The 22,554-nt window shown below is 64.9% G+C and carries 22 protein-coding genes and 1 pseudogene; 7 read left to right on the plus strand and 16 right to left on the minus strand.

Annotated features, from left to right (window positions below; all coding sequences use genetic code 11):
• Positions 1-50 precede the first annotated feature (50 nt).
• Positions 51-1,001, plus strand: a complete 951-nt coding sequence (locus EGD98_RS08010) for an MBL fold metallo-hydrolase (RefSeq protein WP_220587810.1) — start codon at positions 51-53, stop codon at positions 999-1,001.
• Here EGD98_RS08010 and EGD98_RS08015 read toward each other — a convergent pair.
• Genes EGD98_RS08015 through EGD98_RS08040 form a run of 6 tightly spaced genes read right to left on the minus strand, consistent with a single transcriptional unit; the run spans position 993 to position 7,166 of the window.
• The gene (locus EGD98_RS08015) at positions 993-2,552 is read right to left on the minus strand and encodes an NADH-quinone oxidoreductase subunit N (protein ID WP_220587811.1); all 1,560 of its coding nucleotides are present in this window, start codon (positions 2,550-2,552) and stop codon (positions 993-995) included. The genes EGD98_RS08010 and EGD98_RS08015 overlap by 9 nt on opposite strands.
• The gene (locus EGD98_RS08020) at positions 2,553-4,082 is read right to left on the minus strand and encodes a complex I subunit 4 family protein (RefSeq protein WP_220587812.1); all 1,530 of its coding nucleotides are present in this window, start codon (positions 4,080-4,082) and stop codon (positions 2,553-2,555) included.
• Positions 4,083-6,188 carry an NADH-quinone oxidoreductase subunit L gene (gene nuoL / locus EGD98_RS08025; protein WP_220587813.1) on the minus strand — a complete coding sequence of 702 codons (2,106 nt, stop codon included), beginning with the start codon at positions 6,186-6,188 and terminating at the stop codon, positions 4,083-4,085. It lies immediately after the preceding gene.
• Between the two features lie 2 nt (positions 6,189-6,190).
• Positions 6,191-6,496 (minus strand): NADH-quinone oxidoreductase subunit NuoK, encoded by a 306-nt coding sequence (nuoK, locus tag EGD98_RS08030; RefSeq protein ID WP_220587814.1) that lies wholly within the window; start codon positions 6,494-6,496, stop codon positions 6,191-6,193.
• Entirely contained in the window at positions 6,496-6,900 is a 405-nt protein-coding gene (locus tag EGD98_RS08035; protein ID WP_220587815.1) for a proton-conducting membrane transporter, read from the minus strand. Before EGD98_RS08035 ends, nuoK begins: the two co-directional genes overlap by 1 nt.
• Complete coding sequence (locus EGD98_RS08040; RefSeq protein WP_220587816.1) at positions 6,897-7,166, minus strand: NADH-quinone oxidoreductase subunit J; 270 nt, start codon at positions 7,164-7,166, stop codon at positions 6,897-6,899. The genes EGD98_RS08035 and EGD98_RS08040 overlap by 4 nt, the downstream gene beginning before the upstream one ends.
• A gap of 206 nt (positions 7,167-7,372) precedes the next feature.
• Between EGD98_RS08040 and EGD98_RS08045 the strand changes: the two are divergent.
• Positions 7,373-7,765: pseudogene (locus tag EGD98_RS08045) on the plus strand (PPC domain-containing DNA-binding protein); the annotation flags it as partial.
• Positions 7,766-7,989: 224 nt separating this feature from the next.
• A complete protein-coding gene (locus EGD98_RS08050; protein WP_220587818.1) occupies positions 7,990-8,736 on the plus strand; it encodes a response regulator in 747 nt (248 codons plus the stop codon).
• A gap of 203 nt (positions 8,737-8,939) precedes the next feature.
• Here EGD98_RS08050 and EGD98_RS08055 read toward each other — a convergent pair whose 3' ends face one another.
• The 6 genes from EGD98_RS08055 to EGD98_RS08080 form a co-directional block, all read right to left on the minus strand.
• Entirely contained in the window at positions 8,940-9,401 is a 462-nt protein-coding gene (locus EGD98_RS08055; protein ID WP_220587819.1) for a NuoI/complex I 23 kDa subunit family protein, read from the minus strand.
• Positions 9,402-9,438: 37 nt separating this feature from the next.
• Positions 9,439-10,482, minus strand: coding sequence for a complex I subunit 1/NuoH family protein (locus EGD98_RS08060; protein WP_220587820.1), 1,044 nt, complete (start codon positions 10,480-10,482; stop codon positions 9,439-9,441).
• Positions 10,482-12,158, minus strand: a complete 1,677-nt coding sequence (locus EGD98_RS08065; RefSeq protein WP_220587821.1) for an NADH-quinone oxidoreductase subunit D — start codon at positions 12,156-12,158, stop codon at positions 10,482-10,484. Before EGD98_RS08065 ends, EGD98_RS08060 begins: the two co-directional genes overlap by 1 nt.
• Positions 12,155-12,847 carry an NADH-quinone oxidoreductase subunit B gene (locus tag EGD98_RS08070; RefSeq protein ID WP_220587822.1) on the minus strand — a complete coding sequence of 231 codons (693 nt, stop codon included), beginning with the start codon at positions 12,845-12,847 and terminating at the stop codon, positions 12,155-12,157. Before EGD98_RS08070 ends, EGD98_RS08065 begins: the two co-directional genes overlap by 4 nt.
• Entirely contained in the window at positions 12,840-13,253 is a 414-nt protein-coding gene (locus EGD98_RS08075) for an NADH-quinone oxidoreductase subunit A (RefSeq protein ID WP_220587823.1), read from the minus strand. Before EGD98_RS08075 ends, EGD98_RS08070 begins: the two co-directional genes overlap by 8 nt.
• A 149-nt stretch (positions 13,254-13,402) precedes the next feature.
• Entirely contained in the window at positions 13,403-14,059 is a 657-nt protein-coding gene (locus EGD98_RS08080; RefSeq protein ID WP_220587824.1) for an AIR carboxylase family protein, read from the minus strand.
• Positions 14,060-14,159: 100 nt separating this feature from the next.
• Here EGD98_RS08080 and EGD98_RS08085 point away from each other — a divergent pair, with 100 nt between their 5' ends.
• A complete protein-coding gene (locus tag EGD98_RS08085; RefSeq protein WP_220587825.1) occupies positions 14,160-15,434 on the plus strand; it encodes a HEAT repeat domain-containing protein in 1,275 nt (424 codons plus the stop codon).
• A gap of 39 nt (positions 15,435-15,473) precedes the next feature.
• Positions 15,474-17,141 (plus strand): phospholipase D-like domain-containing protein, encoded by a 1,668-nt coding sequence (locus EGD98_RS08090; protein WP_220587826.1) that lies wholly within the window; start codon positions 15,474-15,476, stop codon positions 17,139-17,141.
• 313 nt (positions 17,142-17,454) lie between these two features.
• Here the strand turns inward: EGD98_RS08090 and EGD98_RS08095 are convergent, their stop codons facing one another.
• The 3 genes from EGD98_RS08095 to han all read right to left on the minus strand — a co-directional run bounded on the left by EGD98_RS08095 (position 17,455) and on the right by han (position 20,522).
• A complete protein-coding gene (locus tag EGD98_RS08095; protein WP_220587827.1) occupies positions 17,455-18,048 on the minus strand; it encodes a hypothetical protein in 594 nt (197 codons plus the stop codon).
• Positions 18,045-18,413, minus strand: coding sequence for a hypothetical protein (locus EGD98_RS08100; RefSeq protein WP_220587828.1), 369 nt, complete (start codon positions 18,411-18,413; stop codon positions 18,045-18,047). Before EGD98_RS08100 ends, EGD98_RS08095 begins: the two co-directional genes overlap by 4 nt.
• A 195-nt stretch (positions 18,414-18,608) precedes the next feature.
• Positions 18,609-20,522, minus strand: a complete 1,914-nt coding sequence (gene han, locus EGD98_RS08105) for a Hef-associated nuclease (RefSeq protein WP_220587829.1) — start codon at positions 20,520-20,522, stop codon at positions 18,609-18,611.
• Positions 20,523-20,956: 434 nt separating this feature from the next.
• Between han and EGD98_RS08110 the strand changes: the two genes are divergently transcribed.
• Together EGD98_RS08110 and EGD98_RS08115 are read left to right on the plus strand one after the other, a co-directional pair.
• Positions 20,957-21,454 carry a Mov34/MPN/PAD-1 family protein gene (locus tag EGD98_RS08110; RefSeq protein WP_220587830.1) on the plus strand — a complete coding sequence of 166 codons (498 nt, stop codon included), beginning with the start codon at positions 20,957-20,959 and terminating at the stop codon, positions 21,452-21,454.
• Positions 21,451-21,882: an FAD synthase family protein gene (locus EGD98_RS08115; protein ID WP_220587831.1), complete on the plus strand. Its 432-nt coding sequence runs from the start codon at positions 21,451-21,453 to the stop codon at positions 21,880-21,882. Before EGD98_RS08110 ends, EGD98_RS08115 begins: the two co-directional genes overlap by 4 nt.
• On the opposite strand, the gene EGD98_RS08120 is transcribed toward EGD98_RS08115, so the two are convergent.
• Positions 21,879-22,412, minus strand: a complete 534-nt coding sequence (locus EGD98_RS08120) for a hypothetical protein (RefSeq protein WP_220587832.1) — start codon at positions 22,410-22,412, stop codon at positions 21,879-21,881. The two genes, EGD98_RS08115 and EGD98_RS08120, sit on opposite strands and share 4 nt — an antisense overlap.
• Between the last annotated feature and the right edge of the window lie 142 nt (positions 22,413-22,554).

Below are 22,554 nucleotides of genomic sequence, written 5' to 3' on the forward strand. Positions count from 1 at the left end.
CCGTCGCCGGTGTACGAACTGTTTTCACCGGAACAGCGCTAGGTCGGCGTATGTTCACACGGGTGTCGATTCCGACGCCGTTCCAGGTGGGTGCGGTCAACGCCTACGTCGCGGGCCGAACCATCGTCGACCCGGGGCCCGACAGCGAGGAAGCGTGGTCCCGACTACTGGAGGCACTCGAAGCCCGCGAGCTCGCGCCGAGTGACATCTCGCAAGTGCTCGTCACACACCCACACCCCGACCACTTCGGGCTGGCCCACCGGTTCCGGGACGCCGGCGCGCGGGTGCTTGCCAGTTCCGAGGGGGCCGACATCATGCGCGATTTCGGCGCCCGCCTGCGCTACGAGCAGTCCTACTTCACCGATTTCTTCGAGCGCTGTGGTATCTCCAGAGAGACCGCGAAGGCGGTCACACAGCTTCCCGAAGCCTTTCTCCCTTACGCACAGAGCGTCGAGACGGACCGCACCGTCGACGCCGGCGATACCCTCACCGTCGACGACGAACCCCTCACCGTCGACAGCGTCGCCGGCCACGCCGTCGGCGAGCGCATCTTTTCCTACGACCACGAGGGCCGGCGCGAGGCCCTCGTCGGCGACACGGTGCTTGGCGACATCACGCCCAACCCCTTCCTGCAGCCACCGCAAACGGCCGGCGGCGCCCGACCCCGCGTCCTGCCGGCGTTCAACGAGTCGCTCCGGTGGCTCCGCGAACAGAGCCACGACCGCTTTCTGACGGGTCACCGCGAGCCGGTCGAATCACCGCAAGAGCGCATCGACGCCGTCCTCGAGGAGCACGACCAGCGCAGCAGGGAGGTCGCCGACATCGTGGGCGAGGGCGCGACGACACCTGTCGACGTGATGACGGCCCTCTTCGGTGACCTCCCGGCCACGGAGTATTTTGCGGGCATGAGCGAGGCTGTCGGCCACCTTGACGTGCTGGAAGAACGGGGTCGCGTCGAAAAGCGGTCGAGCGGCGGCGTGTTCGTCTACGAGCTACAGTAGCTCGACGGCCCGGAAGGCGACCTCGGAGACGTAGCCGAAGCCGGGAATCAGGAGCACAGTGATGACCGCCGCCGCGACGATGGCGGTGTACAGCCCCGTCGGGTAGGAATCGATGGTCCGCTCGCCCGTGGGCTCCTCTATCCACATCGCCTTGACGACCCGTGAGTAGTAGAACAGCGACAGGGCGCTGTTGATGACCAGTGCGGCCGCGAGCGACCACGCGCTGACGTTCAGCGTCGCCTGGAACAGGTAGAACTTCGAGAAGAACCCACCGCCGATGGGCAGGCCGGCCAGACTGAACAGGAAGACAGTCATCGCCGCGCAGGCGACGGGCGCCTGCTTGCCCAGGCCGTTGTAGTCCTCGAAGCGTCGGCCGACGCCCCAGTACTCCGCCAGCGCGATAAAGAGGAACGCACCGGTGTTCATGAAGCCATAGACCAGCAGGTGGGCCATCCCGGCGCTCATCGAGAGCGACATCCCGTCGCCCGTCCCGGTCAGCGCGGCCAGTCCGATGAGGACGTAGCCGGCGTGGCCGACCGAGGAGTAGGCCAGCATCCGCTTGACCGTCTCCTGGGTCGCGGCGGCGAAGTTCCCGATGAACATCGTCGCGATGGCCAGCACCTGGAAGACGACGAACCAGTCGACCGCCCCGCCGGTCTCGGCCAGCGCGCCGATCGGGAAGGCCACGGCGAAAGCGCGGAACGCGATCACGAAGCCCGCAGCTTTGGAAGCCGAGGAGAGGAACGCCGAGATCGGCGCGGGCGCGCCCTCGTAGGCCTCCGGCGCCCAGAAGTGGAAGGGGACGGCGGCCATCTTGAACGCGAGGCCGCCGATTATCATCACGATACCGACACCGAGGATGGACATCTGGACCGAGGCGCCACTCGACTGTGCCTGGACGCTCCCGTCGACGACGGTCTGGACGGTGCCCGACTGGATGGCCGTCGCGACGGCGTCGAATCGCATGACACCGGTCGCGGCGTACACCAGCGAGATACCGTAGGCCAGCACCGACGACGAGACCGCACCGATCAGGAAGTACTTCAGCCCTGCCTCGACGCTCCCGCGGTTCTTCTTCAGGAAGGCCACGAGGGCGTACGAGGGCAGTGAGACGAGCTCGAAAGCCACGAAGCCAGTCGCCAGACTGTTCGCGGCCGCGAGCAGGCTCATGCCGGTCGCCGACAGCAGGACCAGCGAGTAGAACTCCGCCTGGTAGGCGTGTTCGCGCACGTAGTCCATGCTGGCGAGGGTCACCAGCGCAGTGACGCTCGCGACGATGGTCATGAAGAACAGCGCCATCTGGTCGACGACCAGCTGACCGCCAAAGAGGACGGCCGGACCGGTCCCGCCCTCACCGGTCGGGATGCCGACGCCGCCGTACAGCAGGTACACCGCAGCGGCCAGCGAACCGAGCGAGCCGGCGACGGCGATACCGCCCAGTACAGTGGTGTTCGTCGTATCCGGGTCGACGCTGTCGGCCAGCAACAGTAGGAGTGCCGCTGCGCCAAAGGCGAGTGCGGGCGCGGTAGCCAGCCACGTCGGGTCGACCATCTATGCACCACCTCCGGTGAGTGGGGCAACAGCGTGTTGTATCATGTCCAGCGAGAGGTCGGGAGCGACACCCAGTGCGATGACGAGCAGGAGCAAGACGGCCAGCGGCGCCACGTCGTGGAACGCGGCCCGACCGACCTCGTAGTCGGTCTCCAGCGTGAAGCTGCCAAAGAGGGTCCGCTGCATCGCCCACAGCAGGTAACCCGCGACGATGACGATGCCGAACATCGCCAGCGACGTGAGCACCGGGGCGCTCGCACCCAGCGTGGCCGCGTTGAACGCGCCCTGGAAGATGAAGAACTCGGCGGCGAAGCCGGCCATCAGCGGCAGGCCCATGTAGCCAAAGGCCGCCGCGACGAAGATACCGGCCGTCCACGGCATCCGGTCGGCGAGCCCGGACATATCGCCCACCATGCGCGTGTGGGTCGTGTTGTAGATGACGCCGACCGTCATGAACATCAGCCCGGAGATGAGCCCGTGAGCGACCATCTGGAAGGTCGCACCGCCCATCCCGAGTGGAGTGAAAGCGACCAGCCCCAGGATGACATATCCCATCGACGAGATAGAGGAGTAGGCGACGATGCGCTTGAGGTCACGCTGGGCCAGGGCCAACATTGCGCCGTAGATGACCGAGACGACGCCGACGATGGCCAGCGGGACCGCGAGCTGGCGGGCCGTCGCTTCGAGCATCGTGAAGTTGAACCGCAACAGTGCGTAGGTCCCCATCTTCAGGAGGACACCGGCCAGCATCACCGACACCGGCGTCGGCGCCTCGACGTGGGCGTCGGGCAGCCACGTGTGCAGCGGGAAGACGGGCACCTTCACCGCGAAGCCGATGAACATCAGGACGAACGATATCGTCGCCAGGCTGTAGCCGGCGATGGTCGGCAGACCGGTCGCCGTGCGGAACGCCGTCGCCATCGCGGGCAGGGACAGCGTCGTGACGTCCGTCGCGAACACGAGCGCGAACAGGCCCGCGAACATCACCAGCGAGGCGACGTTCGTGTAGACGAAGAACTTGATGGCGGCGTACTTCCGGCGCGGACCGCCCCACACGCCGATGAGGAAGTACATCGGGATGAGCACGCCCTCCCAGAAGACGAACCAGAGGAAGAAATCCAGCGCGGTGAAGACACCGATGAGACTCACTTCCATCAGGAGCATGAGCCCGTAGAACTGGGACTGGCGCTCGTCGATTGGCGTCCAGGCCGAGACGATGGCCAGGGTGGTCAGGATGGTCGTCAGTGCGAGCAGTGGCATACTGACACCGTCCAGACCGACGTAGTACTGGACGGTGTACTCGCCCAGGTTGAGCCACGGGACCTGCGTCCCGAAGGCGACCTCACCGGGCGAGAGCAAGGCGTTCCCGGCGCCGTTGTAGTCGGTCAGGAACACGTAGTACATGTAGGTCGTCAGCGCGACCGGAATCACGCTGATGCCGGCCGCGAGCTTCCCGGCGACGCGGTCGGGCGCGAGCATGACGATACCCGCACCGAGCAGCGTCACCAGCAGGAGCGTCTCGACCAGCATTCAGAACCACCCCCCTGCGACGCCGAAGACGACGAGCAAGAGCACGAGCCCGAGTGTCAGCAGCGTCGCGTAGTTGCTGACGACGCCGGACTGGATGCGGCGGGCCCGGCGACCGCCAAAGAGGCTCACGGAGGAGACGCCGTTGACGACGCCGTCGACGACGCCCTGGTCGAACTTGTCCATCGCGCGGGCGACCGGGTACGTGAGCCCGGTCGCGAGCCACACCTGATACTCGTCCTGGTAGTAGTTGTGCATGAGTATGGTCTTCGCACCGCCCAGCTTGTCCGTGTGTTCGACCGGCTCGGGCCCGCTGTACAGCGAGCGGGCGGCCAGCAGGCCCGCCAGTGCGAGCCCGAGCGAGATAGCCGCCGAGGCAAGCAGCGTCGCGGTCTCCCCCAGCGGGTAGCCCGCGGCGACGCCGCCCACGTCGTGGAGCAGCTCCTCGTAGCGGACGAGGCCGGTCCCCAGCTGCGCGGGCCAGCCGCCCTCGTCGGGGCCGTGGACCCACGCGTGCAGGAAGTCGATGGGTGCGCCGGTGAGTTCGGCGACCGGCTTCATGTTGATGAGGCCGATCGTCGCGGCGAGCACGCCAAGCACCGACAGGGGGCCCTTGACGTTCCAGCCGACCGAGACCGGGTCACGGGCGATATCGGTCCGGGGCTCGCCGTGGAAGGTGAGATACACCATGCGGAAGGTGTAGAAGCCGGTCATAAAGACCGCCAGCAGCCCGAACGTGTACGCGAGCAGGTAGACCGGACCGAGGCCGTTCGAGCTACCGAACCCGTGGATGAGTGCCTCGTATAGCACCTCGTCCTTGGACCAGAAGCCAGCGAACGGAACGATACCGGCCAGTGCGAGCGAGCCCGAGAGGAACGTCCAGTAGGTCACCGGCATCCGGTCTTTCAGGCCGCCCATGTCCCACATATTCTCGTTGTGGTGCATGGCGATGATGACCGACCCCGCACCGAGGAACAGCAGCGCCTTGAAGACGGCGTGGGTCGTCAGGTGGAAGACTGCGGCCACGTAGCCACCCGAACCCAGCGCGAGCATCATATACCCGTACTGAGAGATGGTAGAGTAGGCCAGCACCTGCTTGAGCTCCTGTTTGACGACGCCCATCGTCGCCGCGAACAGGGCCGTGAAGCCACCGACCAGCGCGATGACCGCCAGCGCGGTCGGCGAGATAGCGTAGAAGCCGTACATCCGCGCGACGAGGTAGACACCGGCCGCGACCATCGTCGCCGCGTGAATCAGCGCCGAGACCGGCGTCGGACCTTCCATCGCGTCGGGGAGCCAGGTGTGCAGCGGGAACTGCGCGGACTTCCCGATGACCCCGCCCAGCACGAGCAGCCCCAGGACCGTGAACCACGCCTGCGGGCCCATGCCGACGGTGTCGAGCATGGCAATCGGTGCGGTGGCACCGTCGACGATGGCCGCCTCGGCCAGCGCCGGGAAGCTCTGTTCGACGACCTGGCCGCCCTCGCGGATGGGAGCAAAGAGGCCGGTGCCGAACGTGGCGATGATGCCCACGACGCCGATGAGGAAGAAGTAGTCACCGAATCGGGTGACCAGGAACGCCTTCTTCGCGGCGCTGGGCGGGCCGTCCTCACGGAACCAGAAGCCGATGAGCAGATACGAACACAGGCCCACCAGCTCGAAGAAGATGAAGGCCATCAGCAGGTTGTTGGCCACGACGAAGCCGAGCATACTCGCCGTGAAGAGGCCGAGACCGGCGTAGTACCGCGGGAGACCAGTCTCGCCCTCGTCGTTCATGTAGCCCAGCGAGAAGATGTGGACCAGGAAGGAGATGAAGGTGACGATGAGCAGCATGAGCGCCGATAGCGGGTCGAGCAGCAGGCCAAAGCGCAGCGCAATAGAGTCCACGCCCGCGACCCACGTGTAGACGAACTCGTTGTAGGACGTGCTCGACCCGACGAAGCCGGCGACGTCGAGCGTGACCCAGATCGAGAGTGCCAGCGACAGTCCCGTCGCCGCGATACCGGCGAGGGCGCCGCCTTTGGGCATCCGGTCGCCCAGGAACAGGGCGACGAGGAACGATACGAACGGGAGCAGGACGATTGCCGGAGCGTATGTGAATGCAGCCATCGTTACCACCTCATCGTCGTCGCTTTGGTTACGTCCACGTCACTGAAGTTGCGGTACAGAACGAGGATGATGCCGATACCGACGGCCACCTCTGCGGCCGCGATGGCCATCCCGAACAGGGCAAAGACCTGTCCGGTGAGGTTGCCGTGCTGGAGCGAGAACGCGACGAAGTTGATGTTGGCCGCGTTGAGCATCAGCTCGACCGACATCAGGAAGATGAGCGCGTTCCGGCGTGTCAGCACACCGAACAGGCCGATACAGAATATCGCTGCCGACAGCAGCAGGTAGTACTCGGCTGCGACCGCCATCACTCCTCACCTCCGTCTGCCGGGGAGGTACCGCCATCGGCGGCGACGGCGTCCGCTGGCTCGTCCGCACCGGAGTCGAGACCGACGTTTTCACCGGCTTCCTCGCGCTTTGCGAGCATCACCGCACCGTCCAGTGCGGCATCGAGGAGGACGCCGATAAGGAGGAACGCGACCAGGAACCCCTCACCGGGGATGGCCGCCTCACCGTCGTCCATGAGCTGGCCCGGTGCGATGTCGAACATCGCCGCGCCCAGGCTTTTCGTTATCGCGGCCCCGTCTGGAAAACCCGCCGGCGCGGGGAAGGAGGCGGTCAGGAACACGACCGCGAGGACGACGAACAGCGCCACGGCGGCGAGTCCGGCGACCAGGCTCCCCTCGGTGTTGAGTCGGGGTCGGTTCGTCATGGCGTCACCTCGATGACGGATTCGTCCTCTCGGGTCAGCATCACGGCGAACGTGATGAGGATGAGGACACCGCCCACGTAGACGAGGATTTGCATCGTTGCGACAAAGGCCGCCATGTTCAGCACGTAGAACACGGCGACGCTGACCAACGAGACGCCCAGTAACAGCGCCGAATGCCAGACGTCACGAACTAACACGACGCCGGCCGCGCTGCCCACTGTCACCAGAGCGAACAGCGCGAACGCGATTGACTCGTACAGTGCCATCTTGGTTGACTCTCTTGGCGGCGGCCCTTTGAAGATTCCTCTTTCGCCTCGCGCGAGCGAGCGCGTGACAGATGCGACAGGACGTGGAACACAGGTTCGAACATCGGATATTCGCGACTATCAGTCAACTCGCCGACACCTGATAGAGCGCCTGAACGGCGTGCTATTTCGATATCTACTTCTGCAATTAAATTAAGATACGTGTCATGGAAATCCGGTCCGTCCAATCCGTCGGAGAGTACGTCGGGACGATGAAGCCCGGCGAGGACTGGCGCGCAGAGCTAGAAGCGATGTACGCGGCTGCGGACGCCGATGCAGCCTGGTTCACCGCCATCGGTGGGGTCACAGACGCGGAGGTGTCGTTCTACGACCAGACGACGTGTTCGTACGGCCCGACGAAGTTCGACGAGCCGATGGAAGTGGCAGCGTGTACGGGCAACGTCGCACAGATTGCCGGCGACGAATCCGCACCGTACGCCCATACACACGCCGTTCTCGCCCGGTCCGACGGCTCCATCGTCGCCGGCCATCTGAACGCGGCAACGGTGTTCGTCGGTGAGGTGTATATGCGCGTTTTCGATACGGAGTTCACCAGGGAAGCGGCCGAGACGCCGGTACTGCAGACCGACGAGTCGTGGGACGAGCGAGTCAACGACGGCGAGCGCGAGACCGACCCGGTCACTGGGCTCCAGCTGTGGCGATAACTGCGCGACCACCGTCGTCGCTCTGAGGCTGTGAGAGTGGCCGACTTCGTCCGTCTACTCTTTTCACCGATGACACCGTGAGCAAAAGTTTATCATGCTTCTAGACATTGGTTCTCACGATGTCGGATTCGTCGGGCGACCCGATACACGTGCTCCACGTCGACGACGACCCGCGACTGTGTGAGCTCGTCGAACTGTATCTGGAACGGGACCGGAGCGGGCTCGACTGTCGCGTCAGGACCGAGACGTCCACGACAGCGGCGTTCGATGCCATCCACAGCGACGGCGCGACCTTCGACTGTGTCGTCTCCGACTACCGGATGCCGGGGATGAACGGTATCGAGTTCCTGGAACGCGTCCGCGAGACCCATCCCGAATTACCCGTCTTGCTGTTCTCGGGCGAGGAGACAAACGAGGTCGCCGCGGAGATTATCAACGCGGGAGTCACCGATTACCTCCGGAAGGGCTACGGCACAGAGCAGTACGCCATGCTCGGTCGCCGCGTCAGGCACGCTATTGATTCGGACGGACAGTTCGACGCGACGCGCGAGACCGAACTCGACGGTGTGGGGGTGGTCGGCCCCGACGGCCACTACCGGGACGCCGACGAGAGCTACGCCGATTGTTACGGCTACGACCCCGAGGAGATACCGGGCAAACACTGGGCCGAACTCCACCCCGACGAGGAAGTCAAACACATCCGCACACACGTCTGGCCCGTCGTCCGGGACGGGGGCAGATGGAGCGGCCACAGCGAGGGGCTCCGGGCGGACGGCACCACGTTCACAGAATCGAAGAAGGTGACGACCCTGGAGGACGGACGCCTCCGCATCGCCGTCTCGGAACTCGACGAGTCTGACGGGTGACGGAAGCTACCGAACCGAAGAGTGGTCGCTACTGGTAGTCCACTTCGCCGTCGCCCTCGCCAACCCGATGCCACCTTTTTCGTCGTCGGGTGACCTCGCCAGCCTTCGGCTCGCTGCGGCCACCACTCCTCGAAAAACGTGGGCGAAAAAGGCGCGAATCGCCGCTGCCGATTCGCGTGAAACCGCGCCTGCGGCGCGGTACGTTACTGGTAGTCCACTTCGCCGTCGCCCTCGCCGATCCAGGCGCCCCGGTCGGGCTCCCGTGATTCGAGCGGGTCGATGTCCTTGTACCACGGGACGTTTTTGAGTTGCTCCTTGTCGTAGGCGAACTCGTCTTTCGTGTCCGCGGTGAACTCGAAGTTCTGGGTCAGGAGGATAGCGTCGACGGGACAGACCTCCTCACACAGTCGGCAGTAGATACACTGGCCGATGTGGAGGTTGTACTGCTCGCCGTTGCGCTGGTCGTCCTGGACAATCTGGATGGTGTTGTTCGGGCAGACGTTCTCGCACTGCCGACACCAGATACACCGCTCCTGGCTGAACTTGTGGACGCCGCGGAAGCGGGGGCTCACCTCGGGGGCGACGTCAGGGTACTCCACCGTGAACGTCTCCCCGTCGAGGGCGTGTTTCATCGTCGTCGCCATGGATTTCATGATGCCAATCATTGGTATGTACCTCCAGTGGTCGCAAACGCGGCGCTCATCAGGCGATCACCCCGACGATAACCGCAGTCAGCAGCAGGTTCGCCAGCGAGAGCACGAGCATCCCCTTCCAGCCGATCTCGATGAGCTGGTCGATACGCACCCGTGGGACGGCCGAACGCGCCCACTGGGTAAAGAGGAAGACGCCCCAGATCTTGATGAGGAACCAGACGATGCCCGGCAGCACCGGACCGGCTGGTCCCCCGAGGAAGATGGTGGCGATAATGGCCCCACCGAGGAAGATGTGGATGAACTCGCCCAGGTAGATGAGGACGAAATACACCGAGGAGTACTCGGTCTGATAGCCGGCGACAATCTCCGTCGGTGCCTCCGGGATGTCGAAGGGGTTACGACCCACTTCGGCGAGGTTCGCAATCATAAACAGAGCGAACGCAAAGGGGTTGACGAAAGCGTACCACGACGGAATCGGGCCGACGAGCGTCTGGCTCTGGGCCGCGACAATCTCGCTCATCTGGAGCGAGCCGGCGAAGATGACCACGGAGGCCCCTGTCAGAATCAGGGGAATCTCGTAGGCAACGTTCTGTGCGACCGCGCGGAGCCCGCCGAGGAACGAGTACTTGTTGTTCGACGCGTAGCCGGCCATCACGAGCCCGACAGAGGCGATAGAGGCCGTCGCGAAGACGTACGCGAGGCCGACCTCGGGGTCGGCCAGGTGGATGCCGTTGCCCATCGGGATGACGGCGAACCCGAGCAGCGCGGAGCTGGCGATGACGAGCGGGGCCAGGTCCCAGGCCGGGCGGTCGACGCCGTCGGGAACGATGAGCTCCTTCGAGAGGAGCCGGACGGCGTCGGCCGGGATGATGAGCAGGCCGGCCGGGCCGACGCGATTGATGGCGATTCGGTCGGTGAACGCGGCCGTTATCTTCCGCTTCGCCCAGATCACCAGGGCCGTCTGGGTCAGCATCAGGCTGCCGATGAACGCGGCACCGATGAGGCTCATCAGCACCAACACGGGGACGCTGTTGGGGTCCAGACCAGCTAGTTCGGCCAGTGTCTCGGGAAGCGGTGCCGACACCGGCGCCATCAGCGGTCCACCTCCCCGAGCACGATGTCGAGGCTGCCCAGCGAGGCAATCATGTCAGGGATGTACTCGCCCTGGGACATCTCGGGCAGCGTCTGCAGGTTCGAGAAACACGGACTGCGAATCTTGAACCGGGCCGGCTTGTCTGTACCGTCCGAGCGGATGTAGATGCCGAGTTCGCCTTTCGCGGCCTCGACGGCGCGGTAAATCTCTCGGTCCGGGTCCGGGCGCAGCGTCCGGGGGACGTTAGCCTGAATCTCCCGGTCGTCCTCGGGCCACTGTTCGAGCAGGTCGACACACTGCTCGATGATGCGGGCCGACTCCTCGACCTCGCGCATCCGCACGAGGACGCGGCTGAAGTTGTCGCCGCCGGTCTCCGTGACGACGTTCCAGTCCAGTTCGTCGTAGTAGCCATAGGGGTCGTCCCGACGGAGGTCGTAGTCGACGCCCGAGCCGCGGGCGACGGGGCCGGTCGCCCCGTACGACTTGACCTTCTCCTCCGAGAGGACGCCGGTGTCCACACACCGCATCTGGAAGATTTCGTTGCCGGTGATGAGGTCGTGGTACTCCTCCAGCTTGTAGGGAAGCTCGTCGAGGAAGTCACGGACCTTCTCGAAGAACTCCTCGCGGGGCTCGGGCAGGTCCCAGGCCACGCCACCCAGCCGGAGGTAGTTGAACATAAGCCGCTGACCGGTGAGGTCTTCGAGGATGTTCTGGACGACTTCTCGGTCCCGGAACGCGTACTGGAAGACGGCGGTGAAGTCGCCGAAGACGTCCAGCGCGAACGTCCCGAGCGCGAGCATATGCGCCGCGATGCGACACAGCTCGGCGGACATCGTCCGGATGACCTGGGCGTACTCTGGGACCTCTATCTCCGCGAGGTCCTCGGCCGCACGCGCGTAGGCCCACTCGTTGAGGATACCCGCGGAGACGTAATCCCAGCGGTCGGGGTAGGGCATAATCTGGTGCCGGTAGGTCCCCTGCTGGCACATCTGTTCCTCACAGCGGTGCAGGTAGCCGATGTCCGGGTCGATGTCGGCAATCTGTTCGCCGTCCAGCACCGTCTTCACGTGGAGGACGCCGTGCGTGGCCGGGTGGTGGGGGCCGATGTTGACGAACATCGTGTCCGGGTCGTCCTCACTTCGGTGGTCGTCCTGCAGCGGGTTCGCGTGCTCTCGCAGCGAGACAATCTGGGGCTGGCTCTGGTTGTAGTCCTGACCGAGCGGGTGGCCCTGCCAGGTGTCGGGCAGCAGGATACGGCGGAGGTCCGGGTGGTCGTCGTAGTCGATGCCGACCAGGTCGTAGGCCTCGCGCTCGTGCCAGTCGGCGGTCTCGTAGACGCGGGCGCCCGACTGATTGTGCGGGTCATCTTTGGGCGAGGGGACGACGATGGACAGTTCCTGTGTCGGGTCGTCGTACTTCCGCAGGTGGTAGATAGACTCGTAGCGGTCGTCGTACTCCTGGGCCGTGACACAGGCACAGTGGTCGAAGCCAGCCTCGGTCTTCAGCGTCGAGAGGACGTCCTGTACTTCGTCGGGTCGGACGACAAAGCCCTCGGCGTTGACGTGGGTTTCGCGGTCTATCACGTGACCGCCCAGCAGGTCCGCCAGCGCGTCGTAGTCCAGCCCGTCGTCGGTGACGCCGATTTCAGTCGGTGTGGAGGGTTTCTCTAAGCTCATGGCGAATCGTCCCAGTTGTACCGCATCACGAGGTCGTCCTCGTCGATTTCGTCGGCGAGGTGCTGGACGAGTTCGTCCTGGTCCAGGTCGCCGAACTGTTCGAGCTCGTAGGGCTTGACCGTCACCGGCGAGGACTCGCCGTTGGCGATGCGCTCCTGAAGCTTGGCGACGCCGTAGACGAGCGCTTCGGGTCGCGGTGGGCAACCGGGGACGTGGATGTCGACCGGGATGACCTCCTCGGCGCCCTTGACGACGTTGTACCCTTCCTGGAACGGCCCGCCGGAGATGGTACACGACCCCATCGAGACGACGAACTTCGGCTCGGGCATCTGGTCGTACACCCGCTTCATGCGCGGGGCGAACTTCGAGACGATGGTCCCCGGGACGATGATGACGTCAGCCTGTCGCGGCGACGCCCGTGGCACACCTGCGCCGAAGCGGTCGAGGTCGTGTTTGATAGCGTAGGTGGCGATCATCTCGATGCTACAGCAGGCGATACCGAACTGCAGCATGAACATCGAGGAGCCACGGACCCAGTTCATGAACTGGTCGAACTTGGTGAGGATGAACGGCGTCGAGCCGAACGCCTCACGGAGCGTGGAGTTGAACCGGTCGTCTGTCCCCTCGCCCATCCGGGCTTCCTGGGTCGATACGTCCTTCACTGCTGGTGGTGTCTGGTCACTACTCATACGTGTCTGCCCCCTTCGTGGCGCGCGAACTGCGCACCCATCTGACTGCACCGTTGCGCCATGCCCAGCCGAGTCCGACGGCGAGGATACCGATGAAGGCGACCATCGGCAGGAGCGCTCTCGTCATCCCGACCGCGCTCACGGCGTCGCGGTAAATGACCGTCCACGGGAAGATGAGGACGGTCTCGATGTCGAAGACGACGAACAGCAGCGCGACCATGTAGTACTGGATATTGAACTTGATCTTCTGGCTGCTGCCAGTCGGCACCTCGCCGGACTCGTAGGTGGCGGTTTTGCCTTGTTCGGGGACGCTCGGTCGCAGCAGGCTCGAGACGACCATCATAGAGATGGGTATCGCGAGGGCTACGACGGCGAGCGCACCGATGGCAATCCATGGATTACTCATTCCGGAATCTCCTATCGTGCGAGGGTTAGGAGTACTCGCATATAAGGGTTGATAACCGCCACGGCGGCGGAATTCGGGCGCCTCGGAAGGTGACGCCCGTCTGTGCGACAACCCCCTATCAGGACCCCAGGAGTGAGGCCGTAGTATTATTACTCGCCGGCGTCCCAGTACTGGTCTTTGAACCCGGGCGTCCCGAGTTCGTGGAGGTCCCGTGAGACCTCGCCGACATCGGTCTGGAGCCCCCGATGATAGTCGACGAGCCGGTCGCGCAGTTCGTCGTGTTGTCGGGAGAGTATCTGGACCGCCGTCAGCGCCGCGTTGAACGATTTCCCGGCGTCGACGGCCGTGATGGGCGCGCCCTGTGGCATCCCGATGACTGAGTCGACGGACTTCTCCTGGACGGGAACGCCGATGACCGGCAGCGGATAGGCGATACTGGCGGTCATGTTGGGCAGGTCGGCCGACTTGCCGCCCGCACCCGCGATGATGACGTCGAGGCCGCGGTCCTCGGCCGTCTCCGCGTAGGCGTACATCAGGTCCGGTGTCCGGTGGGCCGAGCAGACGAACGTCTCGAACGTGAAGCGGCTATCGGGGGCATCGGTGTAGTCGGTCTGCTCCTCGAAGCCGAGTTCGTCCGCGAGCGCGGCGTAGGCGCCCGGTCGTTTCCCCTTCCCGCCGGCCATCGTCGGCAGGTCCGAGTCCGAACCCATGATGATGCCGACGTCGGGCGTCTCGTCGTTCGGACGGTCCATCTCGGCTTCCTCGTGAAGCTGGTCGATTATCGACTGCACGCTATCGGCGGTCATGGTCGGCCATCCACGCCGGCCGCACCTAATGCAAACGGTTTCGGCTGGCACCGGTCTGGAAAGGAAAACGCTCTTAGCCCGGAGTCACAACCCTGCGTACATGAGCAACGGGGACGACGAGACGGCGGACTCAGAGGCCGCCGACGAGGAAACCAGCGACGTGCCTGACACGACGGTCACCGCCGAGGAGCTCCAGGAACGGCTCGACGAGGCCAAACAGGAACTCGAAGCGGCCGAGACCGAGGCCGCTCTGGACGGCGTCGAGGAGCGCCTCGACAGCATCGAGAGCGACGTCGAAGGGCTCCCGGAACCGGACGAGGACGACGATGAGGCCGAGGACCCGGCCGAGGAAATCGAATCGCGCCTCTCCGACCTTCGGGACGACCTCGAAGCGCAGCGCGGCCCATACGCCGAGGACGTCGTCGGGATTCTCGAAGACGCACAGACGACCCTCACCGACAGCGAGTGGACCGACGACGGCGAGGAAGACGCCCTCGCCGCCGTCGAATCGTTCCTCGCCGAGGTGGCCGACTACGCGGAGGCCGAGGCCGGCGACAGTCCCGCCGACGCGGCCGACGCACTGGGTACCGTCGCCGAGGTCATCGAGGCAGAGTCGCTCGACCCGGACGCAGACGATGACAGTATCGCCGAGCTGCTGGCCGCTGCCGAAGGACTGGAAGAGGACCTCGAAGCCGCCGAGGTCTGGGGCGACCTTACCGTCCAGGAACAGCTCGACGCCAAGGGGTTCTACGACATCCTGACCAACGAGAACCGGAAGGACTTCCCGCCCGAGTGGAACGCCGCCAAGCTCCACGCCAGGGAGGGCAACCTCGAACTCGTCCTCTATGCGTTCGACAAGCTGGGCTCGGACTTCATGGAGGAGTACTTCCTCGACATCTTCTACCATCTCGGCAGCGACGCCGAACCGGCCTTCGAGAAGATGCACGAGCTGGCCCAGAAGCGCAACAAGGGTCCAATCGAAGTGCTCGGGAAGATCGGCGACGACCGTGCCTGCGAGACGCTCCACGAGTTCATCGAGGACGACGGCGACCCCGCGCTCCAGAAGGTCACGCTCCGCTCGCTGGGCGCCATCGGGAGTGAAACGTCGGTCCAGCCGGTCGCGAACCGCCTCGCGGCGGAGAGCGACGAAGTCCGCTCGGTTGCGGCGCGCGCGCTGGGCCTGCTGGGAGACACCCGCGCCGTCGAGCCCCTGGCCGACGTCCTCGAAGGGGACGACAGCGACGAGGTCCGGGCCTCTGCCGCGTGGGCGCTCCGCCAGATCGGTACCGAAGAGGCCCTCGAGGAGGCTGCCAAGTACACCGACGACCGCGCGTATCTCGTCCAGTCAGAGGCCGAGAAGGCAGCCGGCGCGTAAGCCAAATCCTTTTGAACCAGGGCGGGGCCAGCCCCGCCGATGCAATTTCGCCGTCTGCTCGTCGCCGTTCTCGTCTGCTGTGGGCTCGTGACCACCGGGTTCGTCGGCCCGCTCCCGGCCGCTGGCGACACCCCGGAATCACTGGCCGGGCCGGCTACCCTGGCCGCGGAATCGTCCGGGACCCAGAACACCCGCCCGGCCATCCACGCTATCTATCCGGACCCCGTCCGGGGCGGCGACCGCGGCGAGTTCGTCGTGCTCGCGCTCCCGAACGGCACCGCGCTCGGTCGCTTTGCGCTCACCGACGGCGACACGTCGGCGGCGCTCCCGAACCGAACGATGAGCGGCCGGGTCGCCGTGACCGACGCTCCAGAGAGCATCCGGAACCTCACTGACTATCCCGTCGTCGGGGTGGACAGCGCGCCGGCACTCGCAAACGGCGGTGACAGCGTCCGACTCATCCGGAACGATACCACCGTGGCGAACGTTCGCTACAGCGACGTCGAGGAGGGGGAACTGGGTGTCGTCGATGGGTCGTCGTTACGCTGGCGACCGCTCGGTGCGACCGACCGCCCCGTCGTCACAGGCGGCCCCGGCACAGTTCGGGCGTTCACGCTCCCGGACGCGCCGCAGGCTCCGCTCGCGCCGATACGGAACGCGTCCGCTCGTGTCTACCTCGCCGGCTACACGCTCACTTCGGAGCGGGTCGCCGACGCACTCATCGCCGCACAGCGGCGGGGCGCCGAGGTTCGGGTGCTGTTGGAGGGCGAGCCCGTTGGCGGGCGTACCCGCGTCGAGGCGAGCACGCTGGACCGACTCAGCGAGGCCGGTATCGAGGTTCGGGTCCTCGCCGGCCCGCGGGCGCGCTATCGCTACCATCACGCGAAGTACGCCGTCGCCGACGACCACGCGGTCGTCCTGACCGAGAACTGGAAGCCAGCGGGAACGGGCGGGAAGAGCAGTCGCGGCTGGGGCGTGACGACGAACCAGTCCCGGGTCGTCTCGGGGCTAGCCGAGACCTTCCGGGCTGACGCCGGCTGGCGCGACGCCGTGGCGTGGGCGGACTACCGCGAGGGGCGGTCGTTCCAGCGCGGGGAGTCGGCAAACGGCAGCTACCGGTCACGGTTCGACGCGACGACGGTCCCGGTCGAGCGGACCGAACTACTGGTGACACCTGACAACGCCCAGCGCTCGCTCGTCGCCGAAATCGACGCCGCCGACGACTCAATCGACGTGATTCAGCCGACCGTCGGCGGCTGGGAGGAACCCCTCATGCGGGCGCTCCGGCGGGCCGCGAAACGCGGTGTCGAGGTCCGGCTCCTCCTGAGTTCGGCGTGGTACGTCCGCGAAGAGAACCGGAAGACGGTCGAGCGGTTCAACGCGTGGGCCGACCGGACGGACTCGCCCCTGACGGCGAAAGTGGCTGACTCGGGGGACCGTTACGCGAAGATACACGCGAAGGGCGCGATAGTCGACGGCGACCGCGTCGTCCTGGGGAGCCTGAACTGGAACGAGCAGGCCGCGACGGTGAACCGCGAGGTACTGGTCGTGTTACACGGCACCGCCGTCGCCGACTACTTCGGGCGCGTGTTCGAGCGGGACTGGAACGGTGGCAAGCCGTCCCTCCCGCTGGGCATCGCGGCCGCCGTTCTGGGGGCACTGGTGGTCGCCGGCCTGGCCGCTCGGCGGGTGCGATTCACGGCCTAAGGTCCCGGGGTGTCCTGGGGGTTTCAGGCATGACAGTATAGCGATTGAAACGCAACAGACCTCGAATCCGTAGCGTTGTGTGAGTCCAAGTCACAAGGGGTACAGAGGTCCCAGCCTCGTCGACATCCCTGGTCGGACTGACCGGTATCGATGTTCAACCGTTCGCGTTCCGGTCCGTCGCATCCGCTCTGCAGTTCCGACTACAACTGTCACCCCCTGACAGAGACGGGCAAATGATAGCAAACCCCCGTGTCTGCGTCGAAGAGATGGGATCGCGGGGATGTGGGTATTTGCCAGGAGTATCGGGCACGGGTCAATAATTCCGGCCGATACGCTTGGTCCTTCGATTTCGACGCCACAGAATGGTAGTTACTCTTCTGACGAGCAGGTCTATTCTTACGACCGTGTTTACCCATATCAGTCCAAGATAGAGTAAAATTCCGAAAGCTAACGCTACAGAGACCGCAAGCAGAATAAATTCTGTGCTGCTAGAGTTGATAAAGTATCGGTACGCCTGAATTTCAGGAAAGGCCCACTGGAGGAACAGCCTGGTACTTATCGAATAAAAGGCGTAGATACCACTGATGAACCCGACAGCGGTCGTCATAGCATCGACAAAGTTGACACTTGAAGTCGTTCTAGTCGATGGCTTTCCGAGCGCTGCTAAGGCAACGTGAATTACTGCTGTTGCTCCGAAGAAGGTAATCAGGCATGGGAGCACAACGCCGCTCTCGATGACAACACGCGTTTGATTGACGTAGGCAGCGAAGATACCTTCATGAAAGGAAAGGTACCCTCCTAGGAGTGTGGCACCAACAATTATCAGAAGACCGGTCACGTAGAGCCACAGCGACTCGACGGTCTCTTCCGGCACGTTAGGCCTTGGTTCACGGGTATTAACGCTCACGTCTGTTCCTCCTCACCTAGTTCCGCTGCTATGACATTCAGGTCAGTGGTACTCCCGAGTGGTCCAGACTCGAACCGCCGTTGTTCGACTGCATCTCGAAAAAGACCGGACGCGGCGCCGAGAGATGCCCCGACGACCAGGCCGACCGGTCCACCTAATAGGGTCCCAGCAGCACCACCGGCCAGTACTCCCGCAACCAGTCGTCCCTCAGAGATGCTATCGACTTTGACATCGTCCAGCGTGAATAGCTCGTCATCGATTGCGAACTCGGTGCCGAGTATCGATTGCACTTCCTCCCACGTTTCCGGTTGGTCTTCAAATTCCAAGTATACTCTTTCGTCCGAACCTTCGATGAACAGTTGCATGACGTCCTCTAAAGGCAGTACGCAACCGGACATGATATATTGGTAATACTATATGGTTTTCAGGATCGTCGATTTTAAAGACGTTTACCCAGCACGTATCCCACGTTTTGGGACCCGTTTTCAAGACAGCAGGACTCAGAAGTGGGCCGCGGTGTTTGCCGAACTCAGCGAGGTTTAGGGGGCAGAACTACCGGTTCAGACGTCGTCGGGCAGCGCCGTCGAACTGGCCAGTTCCTCGTCGATTTCGGCGTCTGCCATCTTCTCGACCAGCGCGTCGATGACCTCGCCGCGCATCCCTTTGACGAACTTGATGGAGCCGACGACGAGGTGGCCGCCGCCGCTCACGCCGCCGCCGTCGACCTCCTCGGTCAGTTCCGTCACGTACTGTGGGATGTCGAGCCGGACGCCGTCAGACCGGAGGACCGCGAAGTCGGGGCCGTAGCCGATAGTGATGACGGGGTCGCCGGTCTCGGCGACCTTCGCGTCGTGAATCTCACCGGTCGTCTTCCCGGGTGCGGGGTAGGTAAAGCGGTAGGCGTGGTTCTCGACGTCGATCTGGTAGAGGTGGGCGCCGTTGTCCAGGCGTTCGTGCTCTACGTGTTCCATCGCGGCGTCGAGTTGCTGGTCGACGTCGCGTTCGGCCTTCTGGGCCAGCTGGTCGACGAGCTCGGTGTGGCGCTGTCGGTCGTCACAGTCGACGTTGAGCACGTCGGTGATGAGCTGTTCGCCCGAGCTGTAGCGCAGCCAGTGGGTCGCATAGTCGAGCGCCTCACCGATGTCGCGCAGGTCGCCCTCGTCGTACCCCTGCTCCTCTGCCAGCGCGAGATAGTCCGGCATCGCCTCGCCCTCTGAGCGGTCCGAGAGCCCGGCGACGGCGGGGACGTGCTGGAGTTCCTCGGAGAGGTCGGGCGCGATCATCCGCGCCAGCTCGACACACATCATCCCGGTCGTGATGCGGTAGTCCTCGTCGTGGAGGTAGGGGTTGACGTGCTCGGTGATGAGCGGCTCGACGGCCTCGGGGTCCGGGTGGTGGTGGTCGACGACGACCACGGGGATGTCGTAGTGACGGAGGTTCCGGTAGGCCGGCGTGTCCTCCTCGGTGGAGCCGTTGTCAAGCATCAAGACCATCGGGAGCTTCTGGCCGTGCCGGGTGCGGTCCTCCAGCGCGAAGTTGAGGTCTCGGGTGACGTCCTCCATCTCGTAATAGGGTGCCTTGCTCGGCAGCCGCTTGAGGAGGTGCTGGGGCGCGTCGCCGTCCTCGTAGTGGTCCGCGATGAACCGTTCGAGGGCGACCTGCAGCGGCACGCTCGCACAGAGGCCGTCGCCGTCGGCGTGGTGGCGCATCCGGATGGGGCGGCCCTCGAGGACGGTCTTTCGGAGTTCAGTGGCGACTTCTCGGAGGTCCTCCCACAGCTTCTCGAAGGCAGGCCACTCCACGAGCGGCTCGATGTCGGCGGGCTCGGCCGCCGCCTCGAGGGCGTCGTCGAGGGTGGCTTCGACCGCGTCGGCCGCCTCGCCGTCCAGTCGCGTCAGCGCGTCCACTTCCACCTGAACGCCGCCGTTGCGTTCCTCGGCCCGGCCGGAGACCCGGACGATGTCGTCGATTTCCACGTCGGGGTGGGCACGGACGCCGGCCTCCTCGAAGGCGGCACACGGGACGACGCCGGTGCCGTCGCGGACCTGGAAGATGGTCGGCCCGCCGGTCTGTTTAATCTGGACGACCTGTCCCTCGACGACGACGGTATCGCCCGTCGCGTCGGCGAGTCCGTCGACGTCGGCTGCGGTCCCGTGGGCGACGTGTTCGGTCTCGAACTCCGTCACGTCGACCTCCTCGAAGCTCATGTCGCCGTCCGAGCGGACCTCGCCCAGTTCGACGACGAGCTGGTCGCCCTCCTCGTAGGACCCCTGGAGGTTTGAGTCGTGGACGAGCCCGGAGACGGCGTCGGAGAGGTCGACGAAGACCCCGTAGTCGACGACCCCGTTGACCGTGGCCCGGTAGCGCGAGCCGACGTCGACGTCGTCAGCGGTACAGCCAGACGCTAAATCGTAGACGATGGCTCCCCCCTCGGGAGCCTCGGCACCGTCGTCGGTGCCAGTTGGCGAAGACATTTGCCGTCACTTCGATACTCGCCGGTTTGTACTCTTCGAAATCGCTGGCTAGCAAACGCCGGGTTCAGTACTGTCGAAACGGCCACTGTGGACGACAACCGCCAGAAAGCCCCCGGACTCTCAGCTCCCGCGGCTCGCTGCGCGCCGTAGGTGCTTGCTTCGCCGGGGTTCGCTGAGAGTCCGGCCCCTTTCAGTCCCACCCGTAGCCGGTTGGTCAGCCGGCATGGGTGGGGCTGAAAGGGGCGGCGGGCTGAACGAAGGCGGACGACGCAAGCACCGGAACGAACGTAGTGAGTGAGGAGCGCAGCGAGTCCCCGATTTCAGCCCGCCGGGGCTTTCTGGCGGTCCAACGGCTGAGTGTGACTCGTGTCAGTAGTATTCCGTCCGAGTCCTAGAGCGGAACCCTTAGAACCGGTCCGAACTACCCACCGAACATGGGGCTGTTTCGCTCGGGCGAGATTCTCGGTATCGCCGAGTCGGCACTGGACTTCGCGCGGGCCGCGTCCGAGGACACGCATCCGAACGAGTACATGGGACTGCTTCGGGGCGACAAGGCCCGAAAAGTCGGCCTGGACCGGGATGGGACCGTCCTGACGGACGTCCTCGTGATTCCGGGTACCGAGTCGGACCCGGTCAGTGCGACCCTCAAGACGAACATGGTGCCAAACGACATGCGCGCGGCGGGGTCGATTCACTCCCACCCCAACGGCGTCCTCCAGCCGAGCGACGCCGACCTGGCCACCTTCGGCCGGGGCGACGTCCACATCATCGTGGGGTATCCGTACGGACCCGGGGACTGGCAGGCCTTCGACAACGACGGCGAGCCGGTCGACCTGCCCGTACTGGACATCGACCCGCCCGAAGAGACGTTCTTCGACTTCGACCAGCACGACATCGACCAGGAACTGCGCGAGGAGGAGTGGGATTCGTGACCCCCGTCGTCGCGCAGGGCACCTTCGACCTGCTCCATCCCGGCCACGTCCACTATCTGCGGGACGCCGCCGAGATGGGCGAGGAGCTACACGTCATCATCGCCCGCTCTGAGAACGTCACGCACAAGGCGCCACCGGTGGTGCCCGACCAGCAGCGCCGGGAGATGGTGGCGGCGCTGAAACCCGTCGACGAGGCCCACCTGGGCCACCCCGAGGACATCTTCGTCCCCATCGAGCGCATCGACCCGGACGTCATCGCGCTGGGGTACGACCAGCACCACGACGAGGAGCGCCTGCAAGCGGCGCTCTCCGAGCGCGGTATCGACTGCGAGATTCGCCGGGCGAGCCCGCTGGACAGGGACGACCCCGAGCGGCTGCTCTCGACCGGGCGTATCATCGACCGGATTCTCGAAGAGCGGACCGACTAGTCGGTCCCGCTGGGGGATTGCTGCTGTGGTGAGGGACTCCCCGTCGAATTCCGTGGCGATTGCGTCCCGGTCGGCTCCCGTTTCGTAGGCGTCTGCGTCGGTCCCTCGACGGTGATAACCGCCGTCGAGACGGTGGTCTGTCCCGAGTCACCGGCCCTGGCTTCGACGGGAAGCGAGTAGTCTCCGGGCGCGGCTTTCGGGCCTATTTCGACGATGAACGACCCCGTCACCGTGCCGATGGGGGGCTCCCACAGTAGTTCCGGCGGGTACATCTCCCGGACCGAGGTCGGTCCGGGGTCGAAATCCCCCTGTGTCACCTGCCAGCCCGATGGGAGGGCGTCGACGCGGTACGTGAGTACACCGAGGCCTCGGGCCGTCAGCTCGACGCCGACAGCCTGCCCGGGAACGCCCTCGGCCCCAGTAGTCGTCAGTCCGAAGTCTCGTTCCGTTCCCTCGGCAGACCCGCCACAACCGGCGAGTGCGAGTGTGCCACCGGCGACCAGCGACAGCACTGCACGTCTGCTTGGCATACCAACCGTTCCGTATCCCACGGCAAAAACAGTTAGCTTTCTAATATTATCCTGCTCGGACGCCGCGTTGCTGGCCGTGCTCTTCGTCTCGATACCGGTCCCGTTCTTCGGCGACTCCTATCGCTGTCATCGCTACCGGGCA

Source organism: Haloarcula salinisoli (assembly GCF_019599405.1).
Lineage (GTDB): Archaea > Halobacteriota > Halobacteria > Halobacteriales > Haloarculaceae > Haloarcula > Haloarcula salinisoli.

Excerpts from the sequence above, each read along its gene's own strand:
- EGD98_RS08120 (WP_220587832.1), bottom strand. The coding sequence starts at position 22,412 with ATGCCAAGCAGACGTGCAGTGCTGTCGCTGGTCGCCGGTGGCACACTC.
- EGD98_RS08015 (WP_220587811.1), bottom strand. The coding sequence starts at position 2,552 with ATGGTCGACCCGACGTGGCTGGCTACCGCGCCCGCACTCGCCTTTGGC.
- EGD98_RS08100 (WP_220587828.1), bottom strand. The coding sequence starts at position 18,413 with ATGCAACTGTTCATCGAAGGTTCGGACGAAAGAGTATACTTGGAATTT.
- EGD98_RS08090 (WP_220587826.1), top strand. The coding sequence starts at position 15,474 with ATGCAATTTCGCCGTCTGCTCGTCGCCGTTCTCGTCTGCTGTGGGCTC.
- EGD98_RS08055 (WP_220587819.1), bottom strand. The coding sequence starts at position 9,401 with ATGATTGGCATCATGAAATCCATGGCGACGACGATGAAACACGCCCTC.
- nuoL (WP_220587813.1), bottom strand. The coding sequence starts at position 6,188 with ATGGCTGCATTCACATACGCTCCGGCAATCGTCCTGCTCCCGTTCGTA.
- han (WP_220587829.1), bottom strand. The coding sequence starts at position 20,522 with ATGTCTTCGCCAACTGGCACCGACGACGGTGCCGAGGCTCCCGAGGGG.
- nuoK (WP_220587814.1), bottom strand. The coding sequence starts at position 6,496 with ATGGCGGTCGCAGCCGAGTACTACCTGCTGCTGTCGGCAGCGATATTC.
- EGD98_RS08060 (WP_220587820.1), bottom strand. The coding sequence starts at position 10,482 with ATGGCGCCGGTGTCGGCACCGCTTCCCGAGACACTGGCCGAACTAGCT.
- EGD98_RS08070 (WP_220587822.1), bottom strand. The coding sequence starts at position 12,847 with ATGAGTAGTGACCAGACACCACCAGCAGTGAAGGACGTATCGACCCAG.
- EGD98_RS08065 (WP_220587821.1), bottom strand. The coding sequence starts at position 12,158 with ATGAGCTTAGAGAAACCCTCCACACCGACTGAAATCGGCGTCACCGAC.
- EGD98_RS08075 (WP_220587823.1), bottom strand. The coding sequence starts at position 13,253 with ATGAGTAATCCATGGATTGCCATCGGTGCGCTCGCCGTCGTAGCCCTC.
- EGD98_RS08010 (WP_220587810.1), top strand. The coding sequence starts at position 51 with ATGTTCACACGGGTGTCGATTCCGACGCCGTTCCAGGTGGGTGCGGTC.
- EGD98_RS08110 (WP_220587830.1), top strand. The coding sequence starts at position 20,957 with ATGGGGCTGTTTCGCTCGGGCGAGATTCTCGGTATCGCCGAGTCGGCA.
- EGD98_RS08080 (WP_220587824.1), bottom strand. The coding sequence starts at position 14,059 with ATGACCGCCGATAGCGTGCAGTCGATAATCGACCAGCTTCACGAGGAA.
- EGD98_RS08020 (WP_220587812.1), bottom strand. The coding sequence starts at position 4,082 with ATGCTGGTCGAGACGCTCCTGCTGGTGACGCTGCTCGGTGCGGGTATC.
- EGD98_RS08085 (WP_220587825.1), top strand. The coding sequence starts at position 14,160 with ATGAGCAACGGGGACGACGAGACGGCGGACTCAGAGGCCGCCGACGAG.
- EGD98_RS08050 (WP_220587818.1), top strand. The coding sequence starts at position 7,990 with ATGTCGGATTCGTCGGGCGACCCGATACACGTGCTCCACGTCGACGAC.
- EGD98_RS08035 (WP_220587815.1), bottom strand. The coding sequence starts at position 6,900 with ATGACGAACCGACCCCGACTCAACACCGAGGGGAGCCTGGTCGCCGGA.
- EGD98_RS08040 (WP_220587816.1), bottom strand. The coding sequence starts at position 7,166 with ATGGCACTGTACGAGTCAATCGCGTTCGCGCTGTTCGCTCTGGTGACA.